Raw genomic sequence first — 23,398 nt, forward strand, 5'->3', positions numbered from 1 at the left:
TTTCCGCTGTCCTCATCATTCCAGCGGAAGCTTCTGTCCCGGAAACGGGAAAACGTGGGGAACAAGTCTGCCCACTCGTCCTTTCCACCCCCCTACCAAATGAGGAGTCCACCTGTCCTCAGGGTGGCCGGGGAGAGGTGAAGTTCAATATTTGTCAGGAGGACAGTCAGAGCACCGCTTCGTAGTCTCATGCCGGTGGTCGTGCCCGGAGCGACGGCCACGGCGGTGTGATCGCCCGATGGGTCACCCATGAGACGGGAGCTGCGAATGAACGAGTCGGAGGTCTCCGACGTACTCCGCAAATACCTGCAGGAGAGAATCCTTGACACCTCGGACGTGGAGATCGAGCCGGAGACCCCGTTGCTCGAATGGGGAATTCTCAATTCGCTCACGACCACCCGGCTCGTCGGATTCATCAGGGAACAGTACGGGATCGAGATTCCCATGGAGGAGATGGTCGGCGGGAACTTCAAGGACCTGCGGAGCATCAGCGGTCTCGTCGTACGGCTCGGCAGCGAGTGAACGTGTACCGGTGTGCCCGTGAACGTGTCCACGAGGGGAAGGCCAATCATGTCTGACGTTGACTTCGACATCGCGATCATCGGAGGCGGTCCCGCGGGATCCACGATGGCCTCCTACCTGTCGCAGGCCGGGCTGTCCTGCGGCGTGTTCGAGGGCGCGATCTTCCCGCGCGAGCACGTGGGGGAGTCCCTGATCCCCGCGACCACCCCCGTGCTGTCCGACATCGGCGCGCTGCCGAAGATCGAGGCCGCGGGCTTCCCCAGGAAGTACGGCGCCGCCTGGACCTCGGCGATCGACGCGAAGATCCCCACCCTGGGATTCGAGGTCTCCCACGGGTTCGGGACGGCCGAGATCGACTTCAGCGAGCGTGACCAGGCCGGGGTCAACCAGGACTACACCTACCACGTGGACCGCGGGCGGTTCGACCTGATCCTGCTGCAGCACGCCGAGTCGCTCGGCGCCAAGGTCTACGAGGGCATCCGGGTGCGCCGGGTCGACTTCTCCGAGCCCGAGCCCAAGCTGGTCTTCAGCATGGGCCGCAGGGAGACGGACGTGCGGGCGAGGATGGTGATCGACGCCAGCGGGCGCAACACCTTCCTCGGCAGGCAGCTCAAACTCAAGGTCTCCGACCCGGTGTTCAACCAGTACGCGATCCACACCTGGTTCGACGGGCTCGACCGCGGCGCGCTGTCGGTCGACAAGGAGCAGAGCGACTACATCTTCGTCCACTTCCTGCCCATCACCGACACCTGGGTGTGGCAGATCCCCATCACCGAGACGATCACCAGCATCGGGGTCGTCACGCAGAAGAAGCACTTCAGCGAGGCCGGATCCGACTGGGAGACCTTCTTCTGGAGGTGCGTGGAGAGCCGCCCCGAACTGGCCGAGGCGCTGCGCGCGAGCAAGCAGGTCAAGCCGTTCAAGCCGGAGGGCGACTACAGCTACGCCATGCGGGAGATCTGCGGCGACGGCTGGCTGATGATCGGCGACGCGGCCCGCTTCGTCGACCCGATCTTCTCCAGCGGCGTCAGCGTGGCCATGAACAGCGCCAGGATCGCCTCCTACGACATTCTCGCGGCGGCGGAGCGGGGTGACTTCACCAAGCCCTCCTTCGCGAACTACGAGGGCAAACTACGCAACGCCGTGAGCAACTGGTACGAGTTCATCTCCATCTACTACCGGCTCAACATCCTGTTCACGGCCTTCGTCGCCGACCCGAGATACCGCCTCGACGTGCTGAAGATGCTCCAGGGAGACGTCTACGACGGCGGCGAGCCGGTGGCTTTGACCAAAATGCGAGAGATCACCCGCCAGGTCGAGGAGAATCCTGATCATCTCTGGCACAAGCACCTCGGCACGCTGCGCGCCCCCAGCGCGGCGCCGCAGTTCTAGCCGCAGTTCCGAACGGAAGGACCGGGAGATCCGTGAAGAAGTTCATCCTGGCGGAGAACGACCTGCCCCAGCAGTGGTACAATATCCTGCCCGACCTGCCCGCCCCGCTGCCGCCGTACCTCAACCCCGTCACGCACGAGCCGCTGCGCCCTGAGGACCTCGCGCCGCTGCTGCCGCAGGCGGTGATCGAGCAGGAGTTCTCCCCGGAGCGCTGGATCGACATCCCCGAGCAGGTGCGGGACATCTACCGGATGTGGCGGCCGAGCCCCCTGGTGCGGGCCGACCGCCTGGAGAAGGCGCTGGACACCCCGGCGAAGATCTACTTCAAGTACGAGGGCGTCTCGCCCGCGGGATCGCACAAGCCCAACACCGCGATCCCGCAGGTCTACTACAACGCCAACGAGGGTGTGCGGCGGCTGACGACGGAGACCGGCGCGGGACAGTGGGGCTCGGCGCTGTCCTTCGCGGGCAGCCTGTTCGGCGTCGCCGTCACGGTCTACATGGTGCGCGCCTCCTACGAGCAGAAGCCCTACCGCCGCTCGCTCATGCACACCTGGGGCGCCGAGGTGTTCCCCTCCCCGACCAGCCGCACCCAGGCGGGCCGCGACATCCTGGCCAAGGACCCCGACTCGCCCGGCAGCCTGGGCATCGCCATCAGCGAGGCCGTCGAGGACGCCCTGGCCCACGACGACACGAAGTTCGCGCTCGGCTCGGCCATGAACCACGTGGTGCTGCACCAGACCGTCATCGGTCTTGAGGCCAAGCGCCAGCTGGAGATGGCGGGCGACTACCCCGACGTCGTGGTCGGGTGCGTCGGCGGGGGCTCCAACTTCTCCGGGCTGGTCTTCCCCTTCATGGCCGACCGGCTCTCCGGGGAACGGCCGGGGACCAGGTTCATCGCGGCCGAGCCGACCGCCTGCCCGACGCTCACCCGGGGCGCCTACACCTACGACTACCCCGACTCGGCTGGGCTCGGGCCGCTGCTGCCCATGCGCACCGTCGGCCACGACTTCATGCCCGCGCCCATCCACGCGGGCGGCCTGCGCTTCCACGGGGACGCCCCGACCCTGTGCGCGCTGCACGAGCAGGGCTACATCGAGGCCCGCGCCTACGAGCAGAACGAGGTGTTCGCCGAGGCCGTGCGGTTCGCCAGGAGCGAGGGGTTCATCATGGCGCCCGAGTCGTCGCACGCGCTGCGCGGCGCCGTGCAGGAGGCGCTCGCGGCCAAGGAGGAGGGGAGCGAGCGCACGATCCTGTTCGGTCTGTCCGGGCACGGCCACTTCGACCTGGGCGCCTTCGACGCCTACCTGGCGGGCCAGCTTGAGGACTACGCGATCCCCCAGGCCCAGCTGGACGAGGCGCTGAGCCAGCTGCCGAAGATCGCGACGACCTGAGATGGGCGGCGGCTGGATCGACGTGCACCACCACAGCTACCACCCGCCGCTGATCGCCGAGCTGCGCCGGAGAGGGGTGACGCACATGGCACCGGGCGTCCCCCTCCCCGAGTGGACGGTCGAGGACTCCCTCAGTGTGATGGACGCCAACGACGTCCGGGCGGCGATCCTGTCGATCCTGCTGCCGGACGCCGCGCTCGGCCAGGGCGCCGCCTCCCTGGTACGGCAGGCGAACGAGTGGTCGGCCGAGCTGGTGCGCGACTTCCCCGGCAGGTTCGGCGCCCTGGCCGTCCTGCCCATGCCCGACGTCGAGACGACCCTGGCGGAGATCGAGTACGCGCTCGACGTGCTCGGCCTCGACGGGGTCGTCATGAGCGCGAGCCTGGCCGACGGCCGTTACCTGGGCGATCCGGCGTTCGCCCCGGTCTTCGACGAACTCGACCGGCGCGGGGCCGTGGTCTTCGTCCATCCGAACCCGGCCTACCGGTGCGACTGCGCCGGCGGGCCCGGGTTCGCCGCCAAGGTCCCGCCGCCGCTGGTCGACTTCGTCATGGACACCACGCGGGCGGTCGCCGACCTGCTCTTCGGCGGCACCCTCGGCCGCTGCCGCGACATCCGGTTCGTCCTGGCCCACGCGGGCGGCACGGTGCCGTTCCTGGCCTGGCGGCTGGAACTGGCGGCGACCTGGGTACTGCCGGGGGCGGGCGGGCTGGACGTGGCGGGAGAACTGCGGCGGCTGTACTACGAGACGGCCCAGGCGGCCTCGCCCGCGACACTGGCCTGCCTGGCCGAGGTGACCGGCAGGGAGAACGTCCTGTTCGGCACGGACTTCCCGTTCATGCGGGACGCGGTCGTCTCCGGGACCCTGCGTCACCTGGCGGACGCCGGGGACATCCCCTTCCTGGACAACGCCCTGGCCCTGTTCCCCCGCCTGGCGGACAGGCTCGCGGCGGGAAGGGAAGGGGCCGCCGATGCCGCGCGCCTTTGAGGACTTCCACGTCGGAGACGTCTTCGAGCTGGGCAGCCGGAAGATCACCCACGAGGAGATCGTACGGTTCGCCCAGGCGTACGATCCGCAGCCCCGTCACCTCGACCACGAGGACCTCATCGCCAGCGGCTGGCACGTGACGGCGACGTTCATGAGGCTCTACACGGAGGGGGTACTGCTGCACGCCGAGGCGGAGGTCTCCCCGGGCGTGGACGAGCTGCGCTGGCTGCGGCCGGTCAGACCGGGGGACGTCCTGACCGGCCGGGTGACGGTCGTCGGGCTCGCGGCCTCCCTGTCCAGGCCCGACTGCGGGATCCTCCAGCAGCGCGGGGAGTTCCTCGACGACCGGGAACGGCCCGTCATGCGGATCATGATCTACGGCCTGATGCGCAGACGCCAGGCCGCGAACCCCTAGCCGTCTCAGACCACGACCTGTACGGCGGGCGCGGGCCCGTGCCTGGCGATCTCCGACCAGGCACGGGCGAGCCGGTGGACGAGTTCGTCGAGGACCTCGGGGGAGAAGGTGAAGGGCAGCCTGATGTGGTTGGTGTGCCCGCCGTCCGGGTCCATCACGGCTCCGGGCACCACGTCGACGCCGTGCCGTACGGCGACCTGGGCGAAGGCCATGGCGTCGACACCGGGCAGCTCGACCCACAGGGCGCCGCCGCCGTCGGGGCGCCGCCAGCGCCAGCTCGGCAGCCGGTCCCGTAGCAGGGCGTCGATGTGGTCGAGCTGCAGGCCGAGCTCCTTGGCCCGTTCGGCGAGGATCCGGTCGAGGCGGGGCATCAGCCTGGCCGCGAGGGCCTGGTCGATCACCGGGCTGCCGATGTCGGCGAGGACCTTGCGCCGGGAGAGCCGCTGCACGATCTCGGCGGGCCCGCGGACCCACCCGATGCGCAGGCCGCCCCAGACGGCCTTGGCGAGCGAGCCGAGCGAGAGCATCTCAGTGCCGGGCGGCGCGTAGGCCGCGAGCGGCGCGGGTACGGCCCCCGGTTCCGCGTGGTAGGTCATGTAGGCGTTGTCTTCAAGGACGGGCACCTCGTGCTCGGCGGCCAGCTCCGCGATCCTGCGCCTGCGCGCCGCCGACATGAGCACCCCGGTCGGGTTGTGGTAGGTCGGCATGAGATAGAGGAGCGAGGGTTTGCGCTCCCGCAACATGGCGCCGAGCGTGTGGATCTCAGGCCCCTCCTCGTCGAGCGGTACGGTCACCAGGCGCGCCCCGGCGGAGCGGAACACGTCCAGGCAACCGGGCCAGTTGGGCGACTCGACCAGCACCGTCGCCCCCTGGCTGACGTACAGCTCGGTCACCAGGACCAGGCCCTGGTGCGCGCCCGTCGTCACCACGATCTCGTCGTGCGCGGTCGGCAGGCCGTTCCTCGTCAGGTAACCCGCGATCGCCTCACGCAGCTCAGGAAGCCCGGAGGGGTGGTAGCCGGGCCCGGAAAGCAGGTCGTCCAGGTCGTCGCGGACCAGCTCGCGCAGCGCGACGGCCAGCTCGGGCGCCGCCCCGCCCGCCGCGACCGCGACGGAGATCAGCTCGCCGGGGCCGTCGATCAGCCGCTGGAAGATGGTCATCGCGGTGCCACCGGGCACCCGCCCGTCGGCGGTCGGCCTGCGCACCTTGACGTCCGAGGCGATCCTGGTGCCGCTTCCCTGCCGGCTCGACAGCAGGCCCGCGCCCCGCAGCTCCTGGTAGGCCGCGACCACGGTCGCCCTGCTCACCTGGAGCGCGTCGGCCAGCCCGCGCTCGGAGGGCAGCCGGTCGTCGGGGAGGAGCAGGCCGTCCTCGACGGCCTGCGCCAGCGCGTCCGCGAGCTTGCGATAGAGAGGGCCTCGGCCCGACGCCCAGTCACCGAGGAGCGCGACGATGTCACGCTCGGTGGAAATACGGTCCATTTTTCCCTCTACTGGATCTGGCCACTTGTGCCAAGGGTGCCTTGGAATGGACGCAGTGGGCAATGGAAGTGGACTGGAAAATGACCAATTTTCTCTTTTTCCTGGCCGCGGCCGTGTTCCTGGCCGTGGTTGTGCCGCGTTTCGGCGCGGACACCCGTGACGGCCGGGACTGGAAACCCGCCGATCCCTATCCGCCGGAGCGCGCGGTCGTCACCGCCGTAACCGGCAGGCAGACCGGGCGGGCGCGGGCCGGACGACGTACGCCACGGCGGAGGGCGACGGAGGTAAGGGCGTCCGGCCCGCGCGGGACGGTCGGCGTGCGTCACCCGTAGGTTCCCCGGCCCCCCGGGCGGCGGCGTTTCGCCGTGCGCGGATCAGGGGCCGGGGTCGGGGGCGCTCAGCAGCCGGTCGAGGGACTCCGCGGTCCCTCGGGGGTCCCCTGCCTTCTCCCGGCCGTCGGGGGACCACAGGAAGAGCCATCCGTCTCCGGCCGGGGTGGCGAAGACGATCGTCTGTCTCAGGCTCTCCGGATGCCACACCCACAGCACCGGGTCGTCCCCGCCGACCATGCGGCTGGCCAGCCCCTGCCGCGACAGCTCGGCGGACAGGGACCCAAGGTAGGTCAGGCGTTGCTGGCTGAACGTGCTGGTCACGTCGGCACCTCAGAGTCGGCTGCCCTCAGGATCGCCCCAGGTCAGCCCCCTGACAACAGGCATGGGGGAATTCTCGGAAATATCGCCTTCCGGATGGGGTGGGTCGTCCCGCACGCCCCGGAACATGCGCTGTCGTCCGGCCTCGCTCGAACAGTCGTTCGGCTATATTGGACGCGCTGACGCTCCTCGGCGTGCTCTCCGGAAAATGTCGGTGGCACCCCGTAGCTTTCTGGCAACCGATCCAACCCGCGACCCTCCAGGGGGGCTCCCATGGCAGCTAACGACCGCGAGAAGGCGCTTGAGACCGCCCTCGCCCAGATCGAGCGGCAGTTCGGCAAGGGCTCCGTCATGCGACTCGGTGACGAGGCACGTGCGCCCATCGAGGTGATCCCGACCAGTTCCATCGCGCTCGACGTCGCCCTCGGCATCGGCGGTTTCCCGAGGGGCCGCATCATCGAGGTCTACGGTCCCGAGTCCTCCGGTAAGACCACGGTCGCCCTGCACGCCGTGGCCAACGCCCAGCGGGCCGGCGGCATCGCGGCCTTCATCGACGCCGAGCACGCCCTCGACCCCGAGTACGCCAAGAAGCTCGGCGTCGACACCGACGCGCTGCTGGTCTCCCAGCCCGACACCGGTGAGCAGGCGCTCGAGATCGCCGACATGCTGATCCGTTCCGGCGCCATCGACCTGCTGGTCATCGACTCGGTCGCGGCCCTGGTGCCGAAGGCCGAGATCGAGGGCGAGATGGGCGACAGCCACGTCGGCCTCCAGGCCCGCCTGATGTCCCAGGCGCTGCGCAAGGTCGCGGGCGCGCTCAACAACACCGGCACCACCGCGATCTTCATCAACCAGCTCCGCGAGAAGATCGGCGTCATGTTCGGCTCGCCCGAGACCACGACCGGTGGAAAGGCGCTGAAGTTCTACGCCTCGGTCCGTCTCGACATCCGCCGCATCGAGACGCTGAAGGACGGCACCGAGGCGGTCGGCAACCGCACCCGGGTGAAGGTCGTCAAGAACAAGATGGCTCCGCCCTTCCGCGTGGCCGACTTCGACATCCTCTACGGCGTCGGCATCTCCCGCGAGGGCGGCCTGATCGACATGGGTGTCGAGCACGGCTTCGTCCGCAAGTCCGGCGCTTGGTACACCTACGAGGGCGACCAGCTCGGCCAGGGTAAGGAGAACGCCCGTAACTTCCTGAAGAACCACCCCGACATCGCCAACGAGATCGAGAAGAAGATCAAGGAGAAGCTCGGCATCGGCCCCCGCCTGGACAGCCCGGCCACCCCGCCGCCCGCCGCTCCGGCCCCCGCTGCCTCCTCCGGCCGTGGCTCCAAGGCCTCGACCCCCAAGCCGGGCGACGCCTGATCCGGGCTGACCGATGACGACGGGACCTGATTCCGGTCCGGCCGGTGAGGCCGGGCCGCGAGACTGGGGTGCCTGGCCCGACTCGGAGGACACCCGGCGGGACCGGCGCGGCCGGGGCTCCTCCCGGGGCACGCGTGCCCCGGGGAGGCGCGCCGGGCGCGCGGGGGAGGGGGACGGTCTCCTGCCCGACGGTCCGGCCGAGGGGTCGGTGGCGGCCCGGGGGCCCGACGCCGATCCGCAGGCGGTGGCGCGGGCGATCTGCCTGCGGCTGCTGACCATGGCGCCACGCACCCGGGCCCAGCTCGCCGAGGCGCTCCAGCGGCGCGAGGTGCCGCAGGAGGCCGCCGAGGCGGTGCTGGAGCGTTTCTCCGAGGTCGGTCTCATCGACGACGAGGCGTTCGCCGAGGCCTGGGTGAGCTCCCGTCACACGGGGCGGGGGCTGGCCAGGAAGGCGCTCGCCTCGGAGCTGCGCCACCGAGGGGTCGACGAGGACATCGTCAAGGACGCGGTCGAACGGCTCGACCCCGAGCGGGAGGCCGAGACGGCACGCGCCCTGGTCACACGCAGGCTGTCCTCGACCCGTGGTCTGGATCCCGCGGTCAGGACCCGCAGGCTGGCGGGCATGCTCGCCAGAAAGGGCTACGGCCCCGGGCTGGCCTTCCGGGTGATCCGTGAGGCTTTGGAGAGCGAGGAGGCGGACAATTTCCCCTCCTCACCCTCTTCCATGGACGAACACGACTATTCAGAGGATTGACCCGGGAGCCGGTGGCCCCAGGCGCCCCTCCCCATTCCGTACGGCCGCCGCCCCGGTCCTGACGGGTGTCGTCGCCGTCGGCGAAACCTGAGCGGCCGGCGAGCCGGTGCGTCCTGCGGCCGTGCCGTACGGGGGAAAGGGGGGTCGCTTCACGTTCGAGTCTTTCCCGGTGCGCCTTTGCTTGCCCGTTACCTCTTTGACGCTTAACCTCGACGGCAGTGAGGAGTTACTCCGCGCAGCGCGGATTGTCATAACGGTAAATTGCGGACGAACAAGCTTCATGGATGCGGGCAGGCGACAGAGCCGGTGGGATGGGCTGATGCGGCGTCGCTCCCGGATCAACATATGTCCTGGTGATACCACCATGTGGACTTTCCGTGCCGTGCGTGTGACGCCTCGTGTCTTGCTATTGGCAACGCGAGGAGGGCGGGGCGCGCATGAATTCGGTTGTGGTCGTCACTTTGACGGTCGCGGTCGCGGTTCTCGCCGTGGCGATGATAGCCGCGCTGATCGTGTTGCTACGCCGTACCGGCGGAGCACTGGGACGGCCGAGCGGTCCCTCACCCGAGCAGCTTGAGGAGATCCAGACCGAACTTGAGGTGGCCAGGCAGGAGGCCGCCGAGATTCGCGCCAAGGCGGAGAACGACGCCGGAGACCTTCTACGCAGGTCGGAGGCCGCCGTGGAGGCCGCCGCCGGGCTGCGCAAGGAGGCGGAGGCCGAGAGCAGGCTCCTGAAGCAGGAGCTCAAGGAGTTCCGCTCCGACCTCGAACGCAGGGAGAAGCGGCTCGCCGAACGGGAGCAGCGGCTCGACGAGGAGGCCAGGCGCCAGGCCGAGCGGGCTCGCAAACTGGCCGAGACGGAGACCGAGCTCGCCGACCGCCGCGAGGACCTCGACCGGGCCGCCCAGGAACGCAGGGCCGTCCTGGAGCGGGTGGCCGGGCTCACCGGCGAGCAGGCCAAGACCGAACTGGTCAAAGAGATCGAGAACCAGGCCAAACGTGAGGCCGCCCTGATCGTCAGAGAGATCGAGGGCCAGGCCCGCAAAGAGGGGGAGAAGCGCGCCACCAAGATCGTGACACTGGCGGTCCAGCGGGTGGCCACCGAGCAGACCGCCGAGTCCGTCGTCAGCGTCCTGCACCTGCCCGGCGACGAGATGAAGGGCCGCATCATCGGTCGTGAGGGCCGCAACATCCGTGCCTTCGAGTCGACCACCGGGGTCAATCTGATCATCGACGACACCCCCGAGGCGGTCCTGCTGTCGTGCTTCGACCCGGTCCGCAGAGAGACCGCCAGGCTGACGCTGGAGAAGCTCGTCCTCGACGGGCGCATCCATCCGCAGCGCATCGAGGAGGCCCACGAGCGCAGCAGGGCCGAGGTCCAGGACCTGTGCGTGCGCGCCGGTGAGGACGCGCTGGTCGAGCTCGGCATCACCGAGATGCACCCCGAACTCGTCACCCTCCTCGGCCAGCTCCGCTACCGCACCTCCTACGGGCAGAACGTGCTCGGCCACCTGGTCGAGTCCGCCCACATCGCCGGGATCATGGCGGCCGAACTCCGGCTCGACCCTCTACTGCTCAAGCGCTGCACACTCCTGCACGACATCGGCAAGGCGCTCACCCACGAGGTGGAGGGCAGCCACGCGCTCATCGGCGCCGAGATCGCCAGACGGTACGGCGAGCACGAGGACGTGGTCCACGCGATCGAGGCCCACCACAACGAGGTCGAGGTCAGGACCGTCGAGGCCGTGCTCACCCAGGCCGCGGACGCGATCAGCGGTGGCAGGCCGGGGGCCAGGCGGGAGTCCCTCGAAGCGTACGTCAAGCGCCTTGAGCGGCTGGAGGAGATCGCCACCTCCTACGACGGCGTCGAGAAGGTCTTCGCCATGCAGGCGGGCCGAGAGATCAGGGTCATGGTCAAACCCGACGCGATCGACGACATCCAGGCCCAGGTGATCGCCCGGGACGTGGCCAAGCAGGTCGAGGAGGAGCTGACCTACCCCGGTCAGATCCGCATCACCGTGGTCCGGGAGTCCCGCGCCACGGAGTTCGCCCGATAGGGGTCGTCCAGGCGCGGGGTCACCCGGGGTGCCGGAGCCGTCAGGAGTGGAAGATCTGCTGGTAGAAGGCCAGCTCGGTGGCCAGGGCCGTGCTTCGGGTCTCGGCGCGGCGGAAGCCGTGTGACTCTCCCTCGAAGGTGAGGTAGGTGCACGGGATACCGCGCTCGGCCAGGGCGTCGGCGAAGGCCTGCGACTGCTCCGGAGGCACCACCGGGTCGGACAATCCCTGCAGCAGGAGCATCGGGCAGGTCACCTTGGAGACCATGCCCAGCGGTTCGCGGGGGCCGTACAGCGCGGGGTCCGCACCGATCAGCCAGTCGATGTAGCGGGACTCGAAGTCGTGGGTGGTGGTCACGAACGAGGCGAGCGCGCTCACCCCGTAGTAGGAGACGCCGCCCGCGAACGCGTCGGAGGCGCAGCAGGCGGCCATGACCGTCCAGCCGCCCGCGCTGCCGCCCCTGATCGCGATCCGCCGTGAGTCGGCGAGCCCCTCGGCCGCCAGCCACTCGGCCGCGGAGACCGCGTCCTCGACGTCGACGATCCCCCACTGCTCGTGCAGCAGGTCGCGGTAGGCGCGGCCGTACCCGGTGGAGCCGCCGTAGTTGAGGTCGAGCACGCCGATGCCCCTGCTGGTGAAGAAGGCCTTCTCCAGGTCGAGCGCGCTGATGCTGTGCGCGGTCGGACCGCCGTGCACGAACACCACGTACGGCGCGGGCCCCTCGCCCCTGGCCTCGGGGCTGACGGGCGGGTAGACGATCGCGTGCACCCGGCGCCCGGCTTTGCCGTCGAACTCGACGGCCCGGGGAACGGGCAGGTAGGCGGGGTCGGGCAGTTCGGTGGCGTCGCGCCGGAACTCCTCGGCGTTCCCCGTCGCGGGGTCGAGCCGGACGACGGCGCGGGGAATCGCCGGGCCGTAGGCGATCGCGGCCACCGCCCGCCCGTCGCACGACAGGGACGGGTGCCAGCCGTCGTAGGGGGTTTCGAGGTCGGTCAGTGTGCCGTCCTCGGGGTCGAGCACGCCCAGGCGCAGGTCTCCCCGGCCGTGCAGCAGGACGATCCGCCCGTCGGCCAGCGGAGCGTAGGGTGCTCCGCCGAGCTGCCACAGCGGTCCTGCGCACTCCTCCTGGAGGGGGTGGAGCGCCCGCGCGGGGGCGCCGCCGACGCCGCTCAGGTAGAGGTTCCACCAGCCGGAGCGGTCGGAGATGAAGTAAAGGCTCAGGTCGTCGCGCCAGGAGGGAGCCAGGACCGACTCCTCAAGGCCTCCGGCCACCGTCCTGGTCAGGCCGTCGGAGAGCCGGGTGACCCGTATCTCGGTGCCGTTCCACGGCATGCGGGGGTGGTCCCAGCAGACGTAGGCCAGGTGTTCGCCGTCGGGCGACAGGGCGGGGAAGGCGTAGAAGTCGCTCCCGCCGACGAGCTCGCGCGTCTCGGCCCCGCCGTCCAGCGGGATGGAGACGATCGAGCGGCTCACCCGTCCTTCGGCGTCGTGCCGCTCGCGCACGCACAGGATCCGCCCTTCGTGGACGGTCATCTCGGCGTAGCGCAGGCCGCACTCGTGCTCGGGTTCCGGCGTGAGGGGCTCGGGCTCGGAGCCGGGGGACAGAAGGTAGAGGCGCTGGTCGGCGAAGTTGGCGAACACCAGCCCCCCGCCGGGGACCAGGGCGTACGGCCGCCCGCCGTACTCGTGGACGCGGGTCCTGGCGTTCCACGGAGCCGCCAGGAGCTGCGTGCGTGTGCCGTCGGCCTCCTGCCGCACGATCGTGGTGCGGCCGCCCTCAAGGGGGCGGTCCTCGGTCCACCACATCTGGGTTCCCGACACCGTCGGGAACCCCAGGCGCAGCCCCGACCGGGCGACACCCGTGGTCGAGATGGGAGAGGGCCAGGTGGCATACGGCCGGACGACCTGCTCGGGGGACATGGCGCCATCCTGCCCGATAACCCGTCCCGTGTCGCCGGTATGGTCCTCATCCCTCGCGGCGTGCGGAAATTCGTTTCCCATGCTCACCTGATGCAGCCTCCCAAACAGTGATGATCAGCTTGTCCTGGACTCCGTCAGTCGACCGCGGAGACGCCGGGGGTCGTTCCGGACACCACGATCGCCCCGGGGGGTTCGACCGGAGCGGCCGTGGTCCTGCGGCTTCGGCGGCTGCGTCTCTCCAGCCAGGTGGCGACGGCGCCGACGGCCAGGTTGATGATGATGTAGACGATCGCGATGACGATCACGGAGGGGATGAGGTTGTTGAAGTTGGACGGCAGCACACGCGCCCCCGCGTTCAACAGGTCCTCGAAGGAGACGATGAACCCCAGCGCGGTGTCCTTCAGGAGCACCACGAGCTGAGAGACGATCGCCGGCATCATGGCCGTGACCGCCTGCGGCAGCAGGATCATCCGCATGACCTGGCCCTTGCGCAGGCCGACGGCGTAGGCCGCCTCCGACTGGCCGCGCGGCACGGCCTGGATGCCCGCCCGCACGATCTCCGCCAGCACCGACCCGTTGTACAGGACCAGGCCGACGACCACGGCGGCGAACGGGGTCACGGTGAGCCCGAAGACCGCGCTCCCGCCGTACATCACCGCGAAGATCATGATGAGCAGCGGGATCGCCCTGAAGAACTCCACCACCACACCCGCGGGGACGCGGATCACGGCGTGGTCGGACAGCCGTCCGATGCCCAGGACGAACCCGAACGGCACCGCGATCAGTGAGGCGACCAGTGCCGCGCTCAGGGTGTTCAGCAGGCCGGGCACGATCAGGTTGAGCCACACGTCGCCCCGCAGGAACGGCGTCCACAGGGCCGGGTCGAGCTGGTTCTTCTCACCCAGCTTGGCCACCATCAGGTAGGCGGCCAGCAGCGCCGCCACGACGACCAGCACCGTGAGCACGGTGTTGCGCGTCCGGGCGCGTGGCCCGGGGGCGTCGTAGAGGACGTCGGCCGAGCGCGCGTTCACCGGACCACCGCCAGCCGCCTGGACAGCCAGGTGAACAGCAGCCCGGTCGGCAGGGTCAGGACCAGGAAGCCGAGGGCGAACCCGAAGAAGATCGGGACGACCGAGTCACCGTGTGCCTCGAAGAGGGTCTTCATCGTCAGCGAGGCCTCGGTCACGCCGATGGCCGCGGCGATCGTGGTGTTCTTGGTCAGCGCGATCAGGATGCTGCCCAGCGGGGCGACCACCGCGCGCAGCGCCTGGGGCAGCACGATCAGCCTGAGGTTCTGGGAGAAGGTCAGGCCGATGGCGCGGGCCGCCTCGGCCTGGCCGACCGGCACGGTGTTGATCCCGGACCTGATCGCCTCGCAGACGAACGCGGCCGTGTAGGCGGACAGCCCGATGATCGACAGCCAGAGGTAGTTCGTGGACAGGCTCGTGGAGAAGGAGATGTCCAGCACCAGGCCCAGGCCGAGCCCGCAGAAGACGATCACCAGGGTCAGCGGCGTGTTCCGCAGGGTGTTGACGTAGACCGTGCCGATGCCGCGCAGCACGGGCAGCGGGCTGACCCGCATCGCGGCCAGGATCGTCCCGAGGACCAGGGCCGCGGCCCCGCTGGCGAGCGTGAGCCGTATCGTCAGCCAGAAGGCGCTCAGGATGGCCGGGAATTCGTCGAGGAGTGCCTGCACTCGTTCCCTCCAGGGAACCCGGGCCGGGACGCGCCCCGGCCCGGGGACGGGTCAGTAGCGCTCGATGGTCGGCGGCGTGGTGAAGAACTTACCGAACTCACCGAAGTTGGCGTCCACGGCCTTCTTCCAGCTTCCGTCGGCGAACATCTTCTCCAGAGCCTTGTTGATCTTCTCGCGGGTGTCCTTGTCCTCCAGCTTCAGGCCGATGCCGTACTTCTCCTCGGAGAAGGGCTTGCCGACGAGGCGGAACTTGCCCGGCGACCGGGCGGCGAACCCGGCCAGGATCGTCGCGTCGGTGGAGATCGCGTCCACCTGCTTGTTCTCCAGCAGCGGCAGGCAGGCGCCGTAGCCCTGCTGCTCGGTGAGGTACTGGCTCTTCCACGCCTCGCCGAACTTGTCGACCAGGCGCTTGGGCGAGGAGGAACCCTGGGCGCCGCACACCTTCTTGTTCCTCAGGTCCTCCTCACCGTTGATCGTCGTGTCGTCGGCGCGGGTCAGGATGTCCTGCCCGGTGACGAGGTACGGCCCGGCGAAGGAGATCTTCTTCTTGCGGTCGTCGGTGATCGAGTAGGTCGCGGCGACGATGTTGACCTGGCCCTGCTGGATGAACGGCTCCCGGTTGGCCGAGATGGCCTCCTTGAACTCGATCTGGTCGTCCCGGTAGCCGAGCTGCTTGGCGACGTATCTCGCCACGTCCACGTCGAAGCCCTTGAACGAGCCGTCCGGCTGTTTCTGGCCGAGCCCGGGCTGGTCGAACTTGATGCCCACGACGAACTTGCCGCCGCCGCTGCCGCCACCGCACGCGGTGAGTCCGGCCACCATGGCGGCCACCGCGACCAACACGGTTCCGGCACGCTGTACACGCATCCTGCTACCTCGTCTTCCCTTGAGAGATACCGGCGGCCCTAGTGCGTAAGGATCTTGGAGAGGAAGTCCCTGGCCCTGTCGGTCCTGGCGGAGGTGAAGAACTCCTCGGGAGTGCTCTCCTCGACGATGCGGCCCTCGGCCATGAACACCACCCGGTCGGCCGCGCGGCGGGCGAACCCCATCTCGTGGGTGACGACCATCATCGTCATGCCGTCGGCGGCCAGGCCGATCATGACGTCGAGGACCTCCTGGACCATCTCCGGGTCCAGCGCCGAGGTCGGCTCGTCGAACAGGATCATCTTGGGGTTCATGGCCAGGGCGCGGGCGATGGCCACGCGCTGCTGCTGGCCGCCGGAGAGCTGGGCGGGGTACTTCGCCGCCTGGGCGCCGATGCCGACCCGCTCCAGCAGCTCCATGCCCAGCGCGCGGGCCTCGGCCTTGCCCAGGCGGCGCACCTTGACCGGGCCGAGGGTGACGTTCTCCAGGATCGTCTTGTGCGCGAACAGGTTGAAGGACTGGAACACCATGCCGACCTCGGCCCTGAGCATGGCCAGCGCCCTGCCCTCCGCGGGGAGCGGGCGCCCGTCGAAGGTGACCGTGCCGTCGTCGACGGTCTCCAGCCTGTTGATCGTCCGGCACAGGGTCGACTTCCCGCCTCCCGAGGGGCCGATGACCACGACGACCTCCCCCCTGGAGATCGTCAGGTCGATGTCACGCAGGACGTGCAGGTTGCCGAAATGCTTGTTCACGTTCGTGAGGACGACCAGAGGAGTCGCTTCCCCGTTCTCCGTCATGAAACACAACGTAAATCCGTGATCGGCACCTCGGGCTAACCCTGAGGTACCGATCAGATCACATCCCCCTTACTCCGGGTAAAGGTTTGTTGTTTTCTGTCATATCTCGATGAGATCCACAGGCATAAAGGGCTGTTCGAGTGGTTCGGCGGGATCCTGCCCGGTGATCCCCGGCGCGGTGCCCATGGGAGGCGGGGCGGCTCGGGCCGTACCTTGGGGTCGGCGGAGCGCCTACCCTTGTCTTGAGATGACTGCCACCGTGGAGAGCGCCCGCACGTACGAGGTTCGTACCTACGGGTGCCAGATGAACGTGCACGACTCCGAGCGCCTTTCCGGCCTTCTTGAGGACGCGGGCTACGTCCCCGTGCCCGAGGGGCAGGTCGCCGACGTGGTCGTGTTCAACACCTGCGCCGTGCGAGAGAACGCCGACAACCGGCTCTACGGCAACCTCGGGCACCTGCGCCCCTCGAAGGTCGGCAACCCCGGCATGCAGATCGCCGTCGGTGGCTGCCTGGCGCAGAAGGACCAGGGGGAGATCGTCCGCAGGGCGCCCTGGGTCGACGTGGTCTTCGGCACGCACAACATCGGCTCGCTGCCGGTGCTGCTTGAGCGGGCGCGCGTCCAGCAGGAGGCGCAGGTCGAGATCAAGGAGTCGCTGGAGACCTTCCCGAGCACGCTGCCGACCAAGCGCGAGTCGGCCTACGCCGCCTGGGTCTCGATCTCCGTCGGGTGCAACAACACCTGCACCTTCTGCATCGTGCCCTCGCTGCGCGGCAAGGAGAAGGACCGCCGTCCCGGCGACGTCCTCAGCGAGGTGCGGACCCTCGTCGGCCAGGGGGTGCTGGAGATCACCCTGCTCGGTCAGAACGTCAACACCTACGGCGTCGAGTTCGGCGACAAGCTGGCCTTCGGCAAGCTCCTGAGGGCCTGTGGCGACGTCGAGGGCCTGGAGCGGGTCCGTTTCACCAGCCCGCACCCGGCCGCGTTCACCGACGACGTCATCGCGGCCATGGCCGAGACGCCCAACGTGATGCACCAGCTCCACATGCCCCTGCAGTCCGGCTCCGACCGGGTCCTGAAGGCCATGCGCCGCTCCTACCGGGCCGAGCGCTACCTGGGCATCATCGAGCGGGTCCGCGCCGCCATGCCCGACGCGGCCATCTCCACCGACATCATCGTCGGCTTCCCCGGCGAGACCGAGGAGGACTTCCAGGAGACCCTGGAGGTCGTGCGCCGTTCCCGCTTCGTCAACGCCTTCACCTTCCAGTACTCCATCCGTCCGGGCACGCCCGCGGCGACCATGGACGGGCAGGTGCCCAAGGAGGTCGTGCAGGAGCGCTACGAGCGTCTCGTGGCCCTGCAGAACGAGATCTCCTGGGAGGAGAACCGCAAGCAGGTCGGCCGGACGCTGGAGGTGCTGGTCGCCGAGGGCGAGGGCCGCAAGGACGAGGCGACCAACCGCCTGTCCGGCCGCGCCCCCGACAACCGTCTGGTCCACTTCACCCCGGGGGACGAGACGCCCAGGCCCGGTGACATGGTTCGCGTCGAGGTCACCTACGCCGCGCCGCACCACCTGGTGGCCGACGGGCCCGCTCTCGAACTGCGCCGTACCCGCGCGGGGGACGCCTGGCAGGCCAGGCAGGGCGCTGCGGCGACCGGTGGCTCCGGCGTCATGCTCGGCATGCCGTCGATCGGCCGTCCCGCCGCCCCCATGGTCCAGGACTCCGGCTGCTCCGTCCGTTCCTGAACGCCGTTCAGCGGCCCTCAAGGCCGTCGAGCACGGCGTCGCAGTAGGCGCGGCGGATGCCGTCCAGCATGTCGCAGAAGCTCTGCCGCCTGGGCTTCCTCGCGGGGGCCTCGGGCCGTCTGATCGGTTTCTTGACCTTCGGGTGCCGCGGGAGCTGACGCGGAGCCGGGTGTGTACGACCCCACGCGGTGCGCCCCTGCGGATGCGCGGGCGGCCGCAGGTGCGGACGCGCGGGCAGGTGCGCGGGCAGGCGCTCCGCCCGGTGTCCCGTCTTACGGGCCACCGGCGGCACGAGCACGGCCGCGGGCCCAGGGGGAAGCGGCGGAGGGTACGGCGCGGCCACCGGCGTCCGCGTGACGACCCGGGTGAGGCCGGGGTCCGGCCCGGGGACGGGAGGCTCGGGCGAGCCGGTGACGATCGCGACGCTGATCCCCGCCACCCCGGCGGCCACGACCACGCTCGCCAGAGCGTACGGCCACGCGTAGGGCGCCCTCCCGGAGTATGACAAGCCGCACTTCCTTCCTGAGGGCCGAAGAGCCCGGGAACCCTGAGGGCCACAGGAGCCCGGAGAGTTCGGGGCCGTCGGAGACTGGGGGACGTTTCGTGTTCCGTCCAGTTTGGCGCGCCACCCGGGGGTCCTGTGCGTGTTTTCCCTGGAGAACAGGTATTTCCGGCTCTTTCCCCGGACAGGCTTCCCGATGGGCGTGGAAACCCGGCGCGGGCGGAACGGCAAATATGGATCGATCCATTTTGCGCGCCCTATACAAAGCAACAGCGTGAAAAATCAGGAAAATGTGAGAACCGCAGTGTTGTCTCCGAGGCCGGAGGAGTGCGGGACGGTCAAAGCGCTCCGTTACTCTGACGAGGTGCTTGTCGCCGCGGCGGTCTGCCCGCATCCTCCGTTGCTGTTCCCCGAGCTGGCCGGTGAGGCCGCCCCCGAGCTCGACGGGCTGAGGGACGCCTGCGCGGTCGCGGTCGGCGGCCTGCGCGAGGCCGGGCCCGAGGCGGTCCTGGTCGTCGGCGGCGCGACCCGCGCCGGGGCGTACGGCCCGCACGCCGCAGGGAGCCTGGCCCCCTGGGGGGCCGACGTCCTGGTCGGCGCCGGGCAGCCCGTGCTGCCGCTCTCCCTGACGGCGGGCCGGTGGCTGCTCGACCGGGAGGGGATGGCCGCGACCGCCTTCCACGCCGTGCCGTTCGACGCCTCCGAGGAGGAGTGCGCACGGCTGGGGGCGCGGCTTGCCGAGGAGCACGACAGGGTCGCGCTGCTGGTCATGGCCGACGGCTCCGCCCGGCTGACCGAGAAGTCACCGGGATATCTGGACCCGCGGGCGCTGCCGTACGACGCGGAGATCGTCGAGGCGCTGGGGCGGGGCGAGGTGCCGGAGCTCGACCGGGGACAGGCCGAGGAGCTGTGGGTCCAGGGCAGGGCCGCGCTACGGGTCCTGGCGGGGGCGGGCGGTCGCCTCGACGGGAGGGTCCTGTACGCCGACGCCCCCTACGGGGTCGGCTACTTCGTCGCCGCCCTCGCGTCCAGGGCCTCCACGGCCCCCTGAGGGGTCGTCAGCCCACGACGCGGTGGGGCACGGCGATCCGTTCCAGGTCGTGTGCCAGGACGACGTCGCCGCCGAAGTGACGCCGGGCCTCGTCGAGGAAGCGGGGCTCGTCGCCGGCTCCGTAGCGTTCCGACAGGTGCGTCAGGACGAGACGGCGCACCCCGGACTCGGCGGCGACCAGGCCGGCCTGCTCCGCGGTCAGATGGCCGTAACGGGAGGCGAGCGCGGCCTCCCCGGAGAGGAACGTGGACTCGACCACCAGCAGGTCGACCCCCTCCGCGAGGGCGAACACCCCGTCGCACAGCCGGGTGTCCATCACGAAGGCGGCGCTCTGACCGGGGCGTGGCCTTGAGCACTCCGCGAGCCCGACCGTCGTGCCGTCGGGGGCGACGACCGTGCCCGTGCGCTGCAACTCCCCGATCGCGGGGCCGTGAAGACCTCGCGCGGCCAGCAGTTCGGGAACCATCCGGTGGCCGTCCGGCTCGTCGAGACGGTAGCCGTAGGAGTCCACGGGATGGGACAGCGGGCGGGCGGTGAGGGTCACCGGCCCCGCGTCGAGGCGCGTCTCGTCCCCGGAGACGGGGTGTTCGGCGATGACCGAGGTGTCGGCGAAGGCGGTGGCGTGACGCAGGCGCCGCCAGTAGACCTCCCCGCTCGCGGGGAAGACCGCCGAGACCCGGTGGGCGACCCCGTCCCTGGCGATGCGCTGGACGATGCCGGGGACCCCCAGGCAGTGGTCACCGTGGAAGTGCGTGACGCAGATCCACGTGACGTCGTGCGAGCCGACTCCCGCGTACAGCATCTGACGCTGGGTGCCCTCCCCGGGGTCGAACAGGAAGCCCTGGCCGTCCCAGCGCAGGAGGTAGCCGTTGTGGTTGCGGTGCCGGGTGGGAACCGCGCTTGAGGTGCCGAGGACGACGAGTTCGCGATGGGACACGAGCCGATGCTAGGGCCTGTTGATCGCGATCATCGGTGGGGAATACGGCTCCATGCGGCGCTCTTTCATGAAGAATGCCGTTACCTGCCGCGGCCGGCGGGGATCGGGGACGCACTTACAAGGGGGACACATGGCGGCAACCGTGGCGTTCGGGACGGTCCAGACGCCCCTGGGGGAGATGCTCGCCGCCGTCACCGAGGACGGGGTCGCCGGGGTCGGCTGGACCCACCGTAGCGGGAACCTCAGGGCACGCATGCTGGCGGGCCTCGGCCTGGCCGAGGCCGACGACCGGGACAGGACGGCCGCGGTGCTCGGCGAGCTCGCCGAGTACTACGCGGGCAGACTGCGGATCTTCCGCGTCCCCGTCGACTGGCGGCTGACCTCGCCCGTCCAGCGCAGGGTGCTCGGCACGCTGTACGAGACGGTCGGCTACGGCAGGGCCGTGACGTACGGCGAGCTGGCCACGCGCAGTGGCACGGGTGTCCCGGCGAGGGCCATCGGGTCGATCATGGGGGCCAACCCCATCCCGATCATCGTCCCCTGCCACCGGGTGGTCGCGGGAAACGGGCTCGGCGGGTTCAGCGGGGGAGAGGGCGTGGAGTCCAAGCGCTGGCTGCTCACCCTTGAGGGCTATCTGCAGCCGACCCTCGACTGGGACTGAAAGGCCCTCTCACCTCCGCGCCCACCGAGCCTGGAACCCGTCAGACGGCGGGCGGGTCGATCCTGCCCTCGTCGGAGCGGCCCTGACCCGGGTACCCCGGGGAGGCGTCCTGCCCGGGAGGCCGTGGTGTGCCGTCCGGTTCGTCGATTCTGTCGGCCATCTCCTTCGCCTTGGCGGCCGCGGTGTCGATGTGCCGGTCGTACTTGCCGCCCGTCTTCTCCTTGGCCATCCGCGCCGCCTGATCCACGCCCTGCTTGGCGAGTTCCTCGGCCTTGGCGCTGTGGTCGCCGAGCATGCTCTTGACCTTGTCGAAGATCGACATGGGTGAATCCCCCGATCCGATGTGACGAATCATCGTCATCCCATGCATACCCAGGGAGTTGACACACTTATCACCGTGCGCCAGCTACCAGTCATCGCCGTCGTGGGTCCCACCGCCGCGGGCAAGTCCGACCTCGCCGTCGACCTCGCCCTCGAACTGGGAGGTGAGGTGATCAACACCGACTCCATGCAGTTCTACCGGGGAATGGACATCGGGACGGCCAAGCTGACCCTCGGGGAACGGCGCGGGGTCCCGCACCACCTGCTCGACATCTGGGAGGTGACCAGGACCGCGAGCGTCGCGGAGTACCAGTCGCTGGCCAGGCCGCTGATCGACGACATGCTTGCCAGGGGGGTCGTGCCCATCCTGGCCGGGGGGTCGGGGCTCTACGTGCGGGCCGCGCTCGACGACCTGGAGTTCCCCGGCACCGATCCCGGCATCCGCGCCAGGCTGGAGGCCGAGCTCGAACGTGTGGGAACCGCTCCCCTGTACGAACGGCTCCGCGAGCTAGACCCGAAGGCCGCCGGGGCGATCCTGCCGGGAAACGGCCGCAGGATCGTCCGCGCGCTGGAGGTCATCGAACTGTCCGGGAGACCGTTCTCGGCCACCATGCCCTCCTACGACGCGATCTACCACAGCGTCCAGCTGGGGGTCGAGGTGCCCAGGGAGGTCCTCGACGAGCGGGTCGCCGTACGGGTCGAGCGGATGTGGGAGGCCGGGCTGGTGGAGGAGGTCGGACGGCTGGCCGCGCACGGCCTCGCCGAGGGCCGTACGGCCAGCCGGGCGCTCGGCTACGCCCAGGTTCTGCGCTTCCTGGACGGCGAGTGGACCGAGGATCAGGCGAAACAGGAGACGATCCGGGCCACCCGCAGGTTCGTCCGCCGTCAGGAGTCGTGGTTCCGGCGCGACCCACGGGTGCTCTGGCTGCCCCAGCAGGAGCCCGATCTGCTGGGCAGGGCGCTCGCGCTGATACCCCGGTAGGGCGCCGATAGAGTTGGAACATGCGATTCGTCAAGGGCCACGGCACAGAGAACGACTTCGTGATCATCCCCGACCTCGACGGCGAGCTGGAGCTCTCCGCGGCGTTCGTCGCCGCGGTGTGCGACCGGCGCGCGGGGATCGGGGCGGACGGAGTGCTGCACGTGATGCCCACCAAGCTCAGCCCAGAGGTCGCCGACCAGGCGGGCCGGGCCGAGTGGTTCATGGACTACCGCAACGCCGACGGCAGCGTCGCGCAGATGTGCGGCAACGGTGTGCGGGTCTTCGCCCGCTACCTGGTCGACTCGTGCCTGGCGGACGCCGGCGAGTTCGGGGTCGCCACCAGGGGAGGCGTCAAGCGCGTACGGCTGGCCGAGACCGGCGACGTGACCGTGGAGATGGGGCGGCCGAAGACGTTCGGCGAGAGTGCGACGACCGTTTCGGGAAAGCGCTACGAGGGGCTCCACGTCGACATGGGCAACCCCCACCTGGCATGTGTCATCGGCGACCCGGTCGCCCAGCTCGACCTGTCCCGTCAGCCCGGCTTCGACCCCGCCGTGTTCCCCGAGGGGGTGAACATCGAGCTGCTCAACCCGGTCGGGGAGCGCCGCGTGGTGATGCGGGTCTTCGAGCGGGGCTCCGGCGAGACGCGTTCCTGCGGGACCGGCGCCGTCGCCTCGGCCGTCGCCGCGGCCCGGCTGGCAGGGGAGAACACGGGCACCTGGGCGGTCGAGGTGCTCGGCGGCACGGTGACCGTCACCCTCGAGGAGGACACCAGCTACCTGGCCGGGCCCGCCGTGATGGTCGCCTCGGGGGAGCTGAACCTGTGAGCTCGCGGGAGCGCTCTCACGGCCCGGCACGGCGAACTCCACCGAACCGGGTGAATCACATGGCCAATCGGGAT

The 23,398-nt window shown here is 69.9% G+C and carries 24 protein-coding genes; 14 read left to right on the forward strand and 10 right to left on the reverse strand.

The window, feature by feature from the left end; genetic code table 11:
* Window positions 1-267: 267 nt before the first annotated feature.
* From ABT340_RS00835 to ABT340_RS00855, 5 genes are read left to right on the forward strand one after another with little or no spacing between them, the layout of a single operon-like run.
* Window positions 268-522 carry an acyl carrier protein gene (locus tag ABT340_RS00835; RefSeq protein WP_352008545.1) on the forward strand — a complete coding sequence of 85 codons (255 nt, stop codon included), beginning with the start codon at window positions 268-270 and terminating at the stop codon, window positions 520-522.
* Between the two features lie 48 nt (window positions 523-570).
* Entirely contained in the window at window positions 571-1,914 is a 1,344-nt protein-coding gene (locus tag ABT340_RS00840; RefSeq protein WP_352008546.1) for an NAD(P)/FAD-dependent oxidoreductase, read from the forward strand.
* 32 nt (window positions 1,915-1,946) lie between these two features.
* Window positions 1,947-3,308, forward strand: coding sequence for a TrpB-like pyridoxal phosphate-dependent enzyme (locus tag ABT340_RS00845; protein ID WP_352008547.1), 1,362 nt, complete (start codon window positions 1,947-1,949; stop codon window positions 3,306-3,308).
* A gap of 1 nt (window position 3,309) precedes the next feature.
* The gene (locus tag ABT340_RS00850; protein WP_352008548.1) at window positions 3,310-4,296 is read left to right on the forward strand and encodes an amidohydrolase family protein; all 987 of its coding nucleotides are present in this window, start codon (window positions 3,310-3,312) and stop codon (window positions 4,294-4,296) included.
* Window positions 4,280-4,711 carry a MaoC/PaaZ C-terminal domain-containing protein gene (locus ABT340_RS00855; protein ID WP_352008549.1) on the forward strand — a complete coding sequence of 144 codons (432 nt, stop codon included), beginning with the start codon at window positions 4,280-4,282 and terminating at the stop codon, window positions 4,709-4,711. Before ABT340_RS00850 ends, ABT340_RS00855 begins: the two co-directional genes overlap by 17 nt.
* Before the next feature lie 5 nt (window positions 4,712-4,716).
* Here ABT340_RS00855 and ABT340_RS00860 read toward each other — a convergent pair whose 3' ends face one another.
* Window positions 4,717-6,192 carry an aminotransferase-like domain-containing protein gene (locus tag ABT340_RS00860; RefSeq protein ID WP_352008550.1) on the reverse strand — a complete coding sequence of 492 codons (1,476 nt, stop codon included), beginning with the start codon at window positions 6,190-6,192 and terminating at the stop codon, window positions 4,717-4,719.
* Window positions 6,193-6,272: 80 nt separating this feature from the next.
* On the opposite strand from ABT340_RS00860, the gene ABT340_RS00865 reads away from it, so the two are divergent.
* Window positions 6,273-6,524, forward strand: a complete 252-nt coding sequence (locus ABT340_RS00865; protein WP_352008551.1) for a hypothetical protein — start codon at window positions 6,273-6,275, stop codon at window positions 6,522-6,524.
* 42 nt (window positions 6,525-6,566) lie between these two features.
* On the opposite strand, the gene ABT340_RS00870 is transcribed toward ABT340_RS00865, so the two are convergent.
* A complete protein-coding gene (locus ABT340_RS00870; RefSeq protein WP_352008552.1) occupies window positions 6,567-6,845 on the reverse strand; it encodes a hypothetical protein in 279 nt (92 codons plus the stop codon).
* A 270-nt stretch (window positions 6,846-7,115) separates the two neighbouring features.
* Here ABT340_RS00870 and recA point away from each other — a divergent pair, with 270 nt between their 5' ends.
* The 3 genes from recA (at window position 7,116) to rny (ending at window position 11,021) form a co-directional block, all read left to right on the forward strand.
* Complete coding sequence (gene recA, locus ABT340_RS00875; protein ID WP_352008553.1) at window positions 7,116-8,210, forward strand: recombinase RecA; 1,095 nt, start codon at window positions 7,116-7,118, stop codon at window positions 8,208-8,210.
* Window positions 8,211-8,223: 13 nt separating this feature from the next.
* Entirely contained in the window at window positions 8,224-8,964 is a 741-nt protein-coding gene (recX, locus tag ABT340_RS00880; protein WP_352008554.1) for a recombination regulator RecX, read from the forward strand.
* Window positions 8,965-9,401: 437 nt separating this feature from the next.
* Window positions 9,402-11,021 (forward strand): ribonuclease Y, encoded by a 1,620-nt coding sequence (gene rny, locus ABT340_RS00885; RefSeq protein WP_352008555.1) that lies wholly within the window; start codon window positions 9,402-9,404, stop codon window positions 11,019-11,021.
* 40 nt (window positions 11,022-11,061) lie between these two features.
* Here the strand turns inward: rny and ABT340_RS00890 are convergent, their stop codons facing one another.
* The 5 genes from ABT340_RS00890 to ABT340_RS00910 form a co-directional block, all read right to left on the reverse strand.
* Window positions 11,062-12,939: a S9 family peptidase gene (locus tag ABT340_RS00890; protein WP_352008556.1), complete on the reverse strand. Its 1,878-nt coding sequence runs from the start codon at window positions 12,937-12,939 to the stop codon at window positions 11,062-11,064.
* 134 nt (window positions 12,940-13,073) lie between these two features.
* Window positions 13,074-13,970, reverse strand: coding sequence for an amino acid ABC transporter permease (locus tag ABT340_RS00895; RefSeq protein ID WP_352008557.1), 897 nt, complete (start codon window positions 13,968-13,970; stop codon window positions 13,074-13,076).
* Window positions 13,967-14,635, reverse strand: coding sequence for an amino acid ABC transporter permease (locus tag ABT340_RS00900; RefSeq protein WP_352008558.1), 669 nt, complete (start codon window positions 14,633-14,635; stop codon window positions 13,967-13,969). The genes ABT340_RS00895 and ABT340_RS00900 overlap by 4 nt, the downstream gene beginning before the upstream one ends.
* Window positions 14,636-14,686: 51 nt before the next feature.
* Window positions 14,687-15,502 carry a glutamate ABC transporter substrate-binding protein gene (locus tag ABT340_RS00905; protein ID WP_352008559.1) on the reverse strand — a complete coding sequence of 272 codons (816 nt, stop codon included), beginning with the start codon at window positions 15,500-15,502 and terminating at the stop codon, window positions 14,687-14,689.
* 38 nt (window positions 15,503-15,540) lie between these two features.
* The gene (locus tag ABT340_RS00910) at window positions 15,541-16,296 is read right to left on the reverse strand and encodes an amino acid ABC transporter ATP-binding protein (RefSeq protein WP_352008560.1); all 756 of its coding nucleotides are present in this window, start codon (window positions 16,294-16,296) and stop codon (window positions 15,541-15,543) included.
* Between the two features lie 247 nt (window positions 16,297-16,543).
* Between ABT340_RS00910 and miaB the strand changes: the two genes are divergently transcribed.
* On the forward strand, window positions 16,544-18,043 hold the full coding sequence (gene miaB / locus ABT340_RS00915) for a tRNA (N6-isopentenyl adenosine(37)-C2)-methylthiotransferase MiaB (RefSeq protein ID WP_352008561.1): 1,500 nt from the start codon (window positions 16,544-16,546) through the stop codon (window positions 18,041-18,043).
* A gap of 7 nt (window positions 18,044-18,050) precedes the next feature.
* Here miaB and ABT340_RS00920 read toward each other — a convergent pair whose 3' ends face one another.
* Window positions 18,051-18,551 carry a hypothetical protein gene (locus tag ABT340_RS00920; protein ID WP_352008562.1) on the reverse strand — a complete coding sequence of 167 codons (501 nt, stop codon included), beginning with the start codon at window positions 18,549-18,551 and terminating at the stop codon, window positions 18,051-18,053.
* Between the two features lie 358 nt (window positions 18,552-18,909).
* Here ABT340_RS00920 and ABT340_RS00925 point away from each other — a divergent pair, with 358 nt between their 5' ends.
* Window positions 18,910-19,596 (forward strand): class III extradiol dioxygenase subunit B-like domain-containing protein, encoded by a 687-nt coding sequence (locus tag ABT340_RS00925; protein WP_352008563.1) that lies wholly within the window; start codon window positions 18,910-18,912, stop codon window positions 19,594-19,596.
* 7 nt (window positions 19,597-19,603) lie between these two features.
* Here ABT340_RS00925 and ABT340_RS00930 read toward each other — a convergent pair whose 3' ends face one another.
* Window positions 19,604-20,533, reverse strand: a complete 930-nt coding sequence (locus tag ABT340_RS00930) for a ribonuclease Z (protein ID WP_352008564.1) — start codon at window positions 20,531-20,533, stop codon at window positions 19,604-19,606.
* A 130-nt stretch (window positions 20,534-20,663) separates the two neighbouring features.
* Between ABT340_RS00930 and ABT340_RS00935 the strand changes: the two genes are divergently transcribed.
* Window positions 20,664-21,194: a methylated-DNA--[protein]-cysteine S-methyltransferase gene (locus tag ABT340_RS00935; protein ID WP_352008565.1), complete on the forward strand. Its 531-nt coding sequence runs from the start codon at window positions 20,664-20,666 to the stop codon at window positions 21,192-21,194.
* 40 nt (window positions 21,195-21,234) lie between these two features.
* On the opposite strand, the gene ABT340_RS00940 is transcribed toward ABT340_RS00935, so the two are convergent.
* A complete protein-coding gene (locus ABT340_RS00940; protein WP_352008566.1) occupies window positions 21,235-21,516 on the reverse strand; it encodes an antitoxin in 282 nt (93 codons plus the stop codon).
* A gap of 75 nt (window positions 21,517-21,591) precedes the next feature.
* Here ABT340_RS00940 and miaA point away from each other — a divergent pair, with 75 nt between their 5' ends.
* Together miaA and dapF are read left to right on the forward strand one after the other, a co-directional pair.
* Window positions 21,592-22,497: a tRNA (adenosine(37)-N6)-dimethylallyltransferase MiaA gene (gene miaA, locus ABT340_RS00945; RefSeq protein WP_352008567.1), complete on the forward strand. Its 906-nt coding sequence runs from the start codon at window positions 21,592-21,594 to the stop codon at window positions 22,495-22,497.
* 20 nt (window positions 22,498-22,517) lie between these two features.
* A complete protein-coding gene (gene dapF / locus ABT340_RS00950) occupies window positions 22,518-23,324 on the forward strand; it encodes a diaminopimelate epimerase (RefSeq protein WP_352008568.1) in 807 nt (268 codons plus the stop codon).
* Window positions 23,325-23,398: the final 74 nt, after the last annotated feature.

It is taken from the genome of Streptosporangium sp. NPDC000239 (assembly GCF_040300765.1).
Classification (GTDB): domain Bacteria; phylum Actinomycetota; class Actinomycetes; order Streptosporangiales; family Streptosporangiaceae; genus Streptosporangium.

Bases quoted from the DNA above. Each gene is read 5' to 3' on its own strand.
- ABT340_RS00835 (WP_352008545.1), top strand. From the start codon at position 268: ATGAACGAGTCGGAGGTCTCCGACGTACTCCGCAAATACCTGCAGGAG.
- ABT340_RS00840 (WP_352008546.1), top strand. From the start codon at position 571: ATGTCTGACGTTGACTTCGACATCGCGATCATCGGAGGCGGTCCCGCG.
- ABT340_RS00850 (WP_352008548.1), top strand. From the start codon at position 3,310: ATGGGCGGCGGCTGGATCGACGTGCACCACCACAGCTACCACCCGCCG.
- ABT340_RS00855 (WP_352008549.1), top strand. From the start codon at position 4,280: ATGCCGCGCGCCTTTGAGGACTTCCACGTCGGAGACGTCTTCGAGCTG.
- ABT340_RS00860 (WP_352008550.1), bottom strand. From the start codon at position 6,192: ATGGACCGTATTTCCACCGAGCGTGACATCGTCGCGCTCCTCGGTGAC.
- ABT340_RS00865 (WP_352008551.1), top strand. From the start codon at position 6,273: ATGACCAATTTTCTCTTTTTCCTGGCCGCGGCCGTGTTCCTGGCCGTG.
- recA (WP_352008553.1), top strand. From the start codon at position 7,116: ATGGCAGCTAACGACCGCGAGAAGGCGCTTGAGACCGCCCTCGCCCAG.
- recX (WP_352008554.1), top strand. From the start codon at position 8,224: ATGACGACGGGACCTGATTCCGGTCCGGCCGGTGAGGCCGGGCCGCGA.
- rny (WP_352008555.1), top strand. From the start codon at position 9,402: ATGAATTCGGTTGTGGTCGTCACTTTGACGGTCGCGGTCGCGGTTCTC.
- ABT340_RS00890 (WP_352008556.1), bottom strand. From the start codon at position 12,939: ATGTCCCCCGAGCAGGTCGTCCGGCCGTATGCCACCTGGCCCTCTCCC.
- ABT340_RS00905 (WP_352008559.1), bottom strand. From the start codon at position 15,502: ATGCGTGTACAGCGTGCCGGAACCGTGTTGGTCGCGGTGGCCGCCATG.
- ABT340_RS00910 (WP_352008560.1), bottom strand. From the start codon at position 16,296: ATGACGGAGAACGGGGAAGCGACTCCTCTGGTCGTCCTCACGAACGTG.
- miaB (WP_352008561.1), top strand. From the start codon at position 16,544: ATGACTGCCACCGTGGAGAGCGCCCGCACGTACGAGGTTCGTACCTAC.
- ABT340_RS00935 (WP_352008565.1), top strand. From the start codon at position 20,664: ATGGCGGCAACCGTGGCGTTCGGGACGGTCCAGACGCCCCTGGGGGAG.
- ABT340_RS00940 (WP_352008566.1), bottom strand. From the start codon at position 21,516: ATGTCGATCTTCGACAAGGTCAAGAGCATGCTCGGCGACCACAGCGCC.
- dapF (WP_352008568.1), top strand. From the start codon at position 22,518: ATGCGATTCGTCAAGGGCCACGGCACAGAGAACGACTTCGTGATCATC.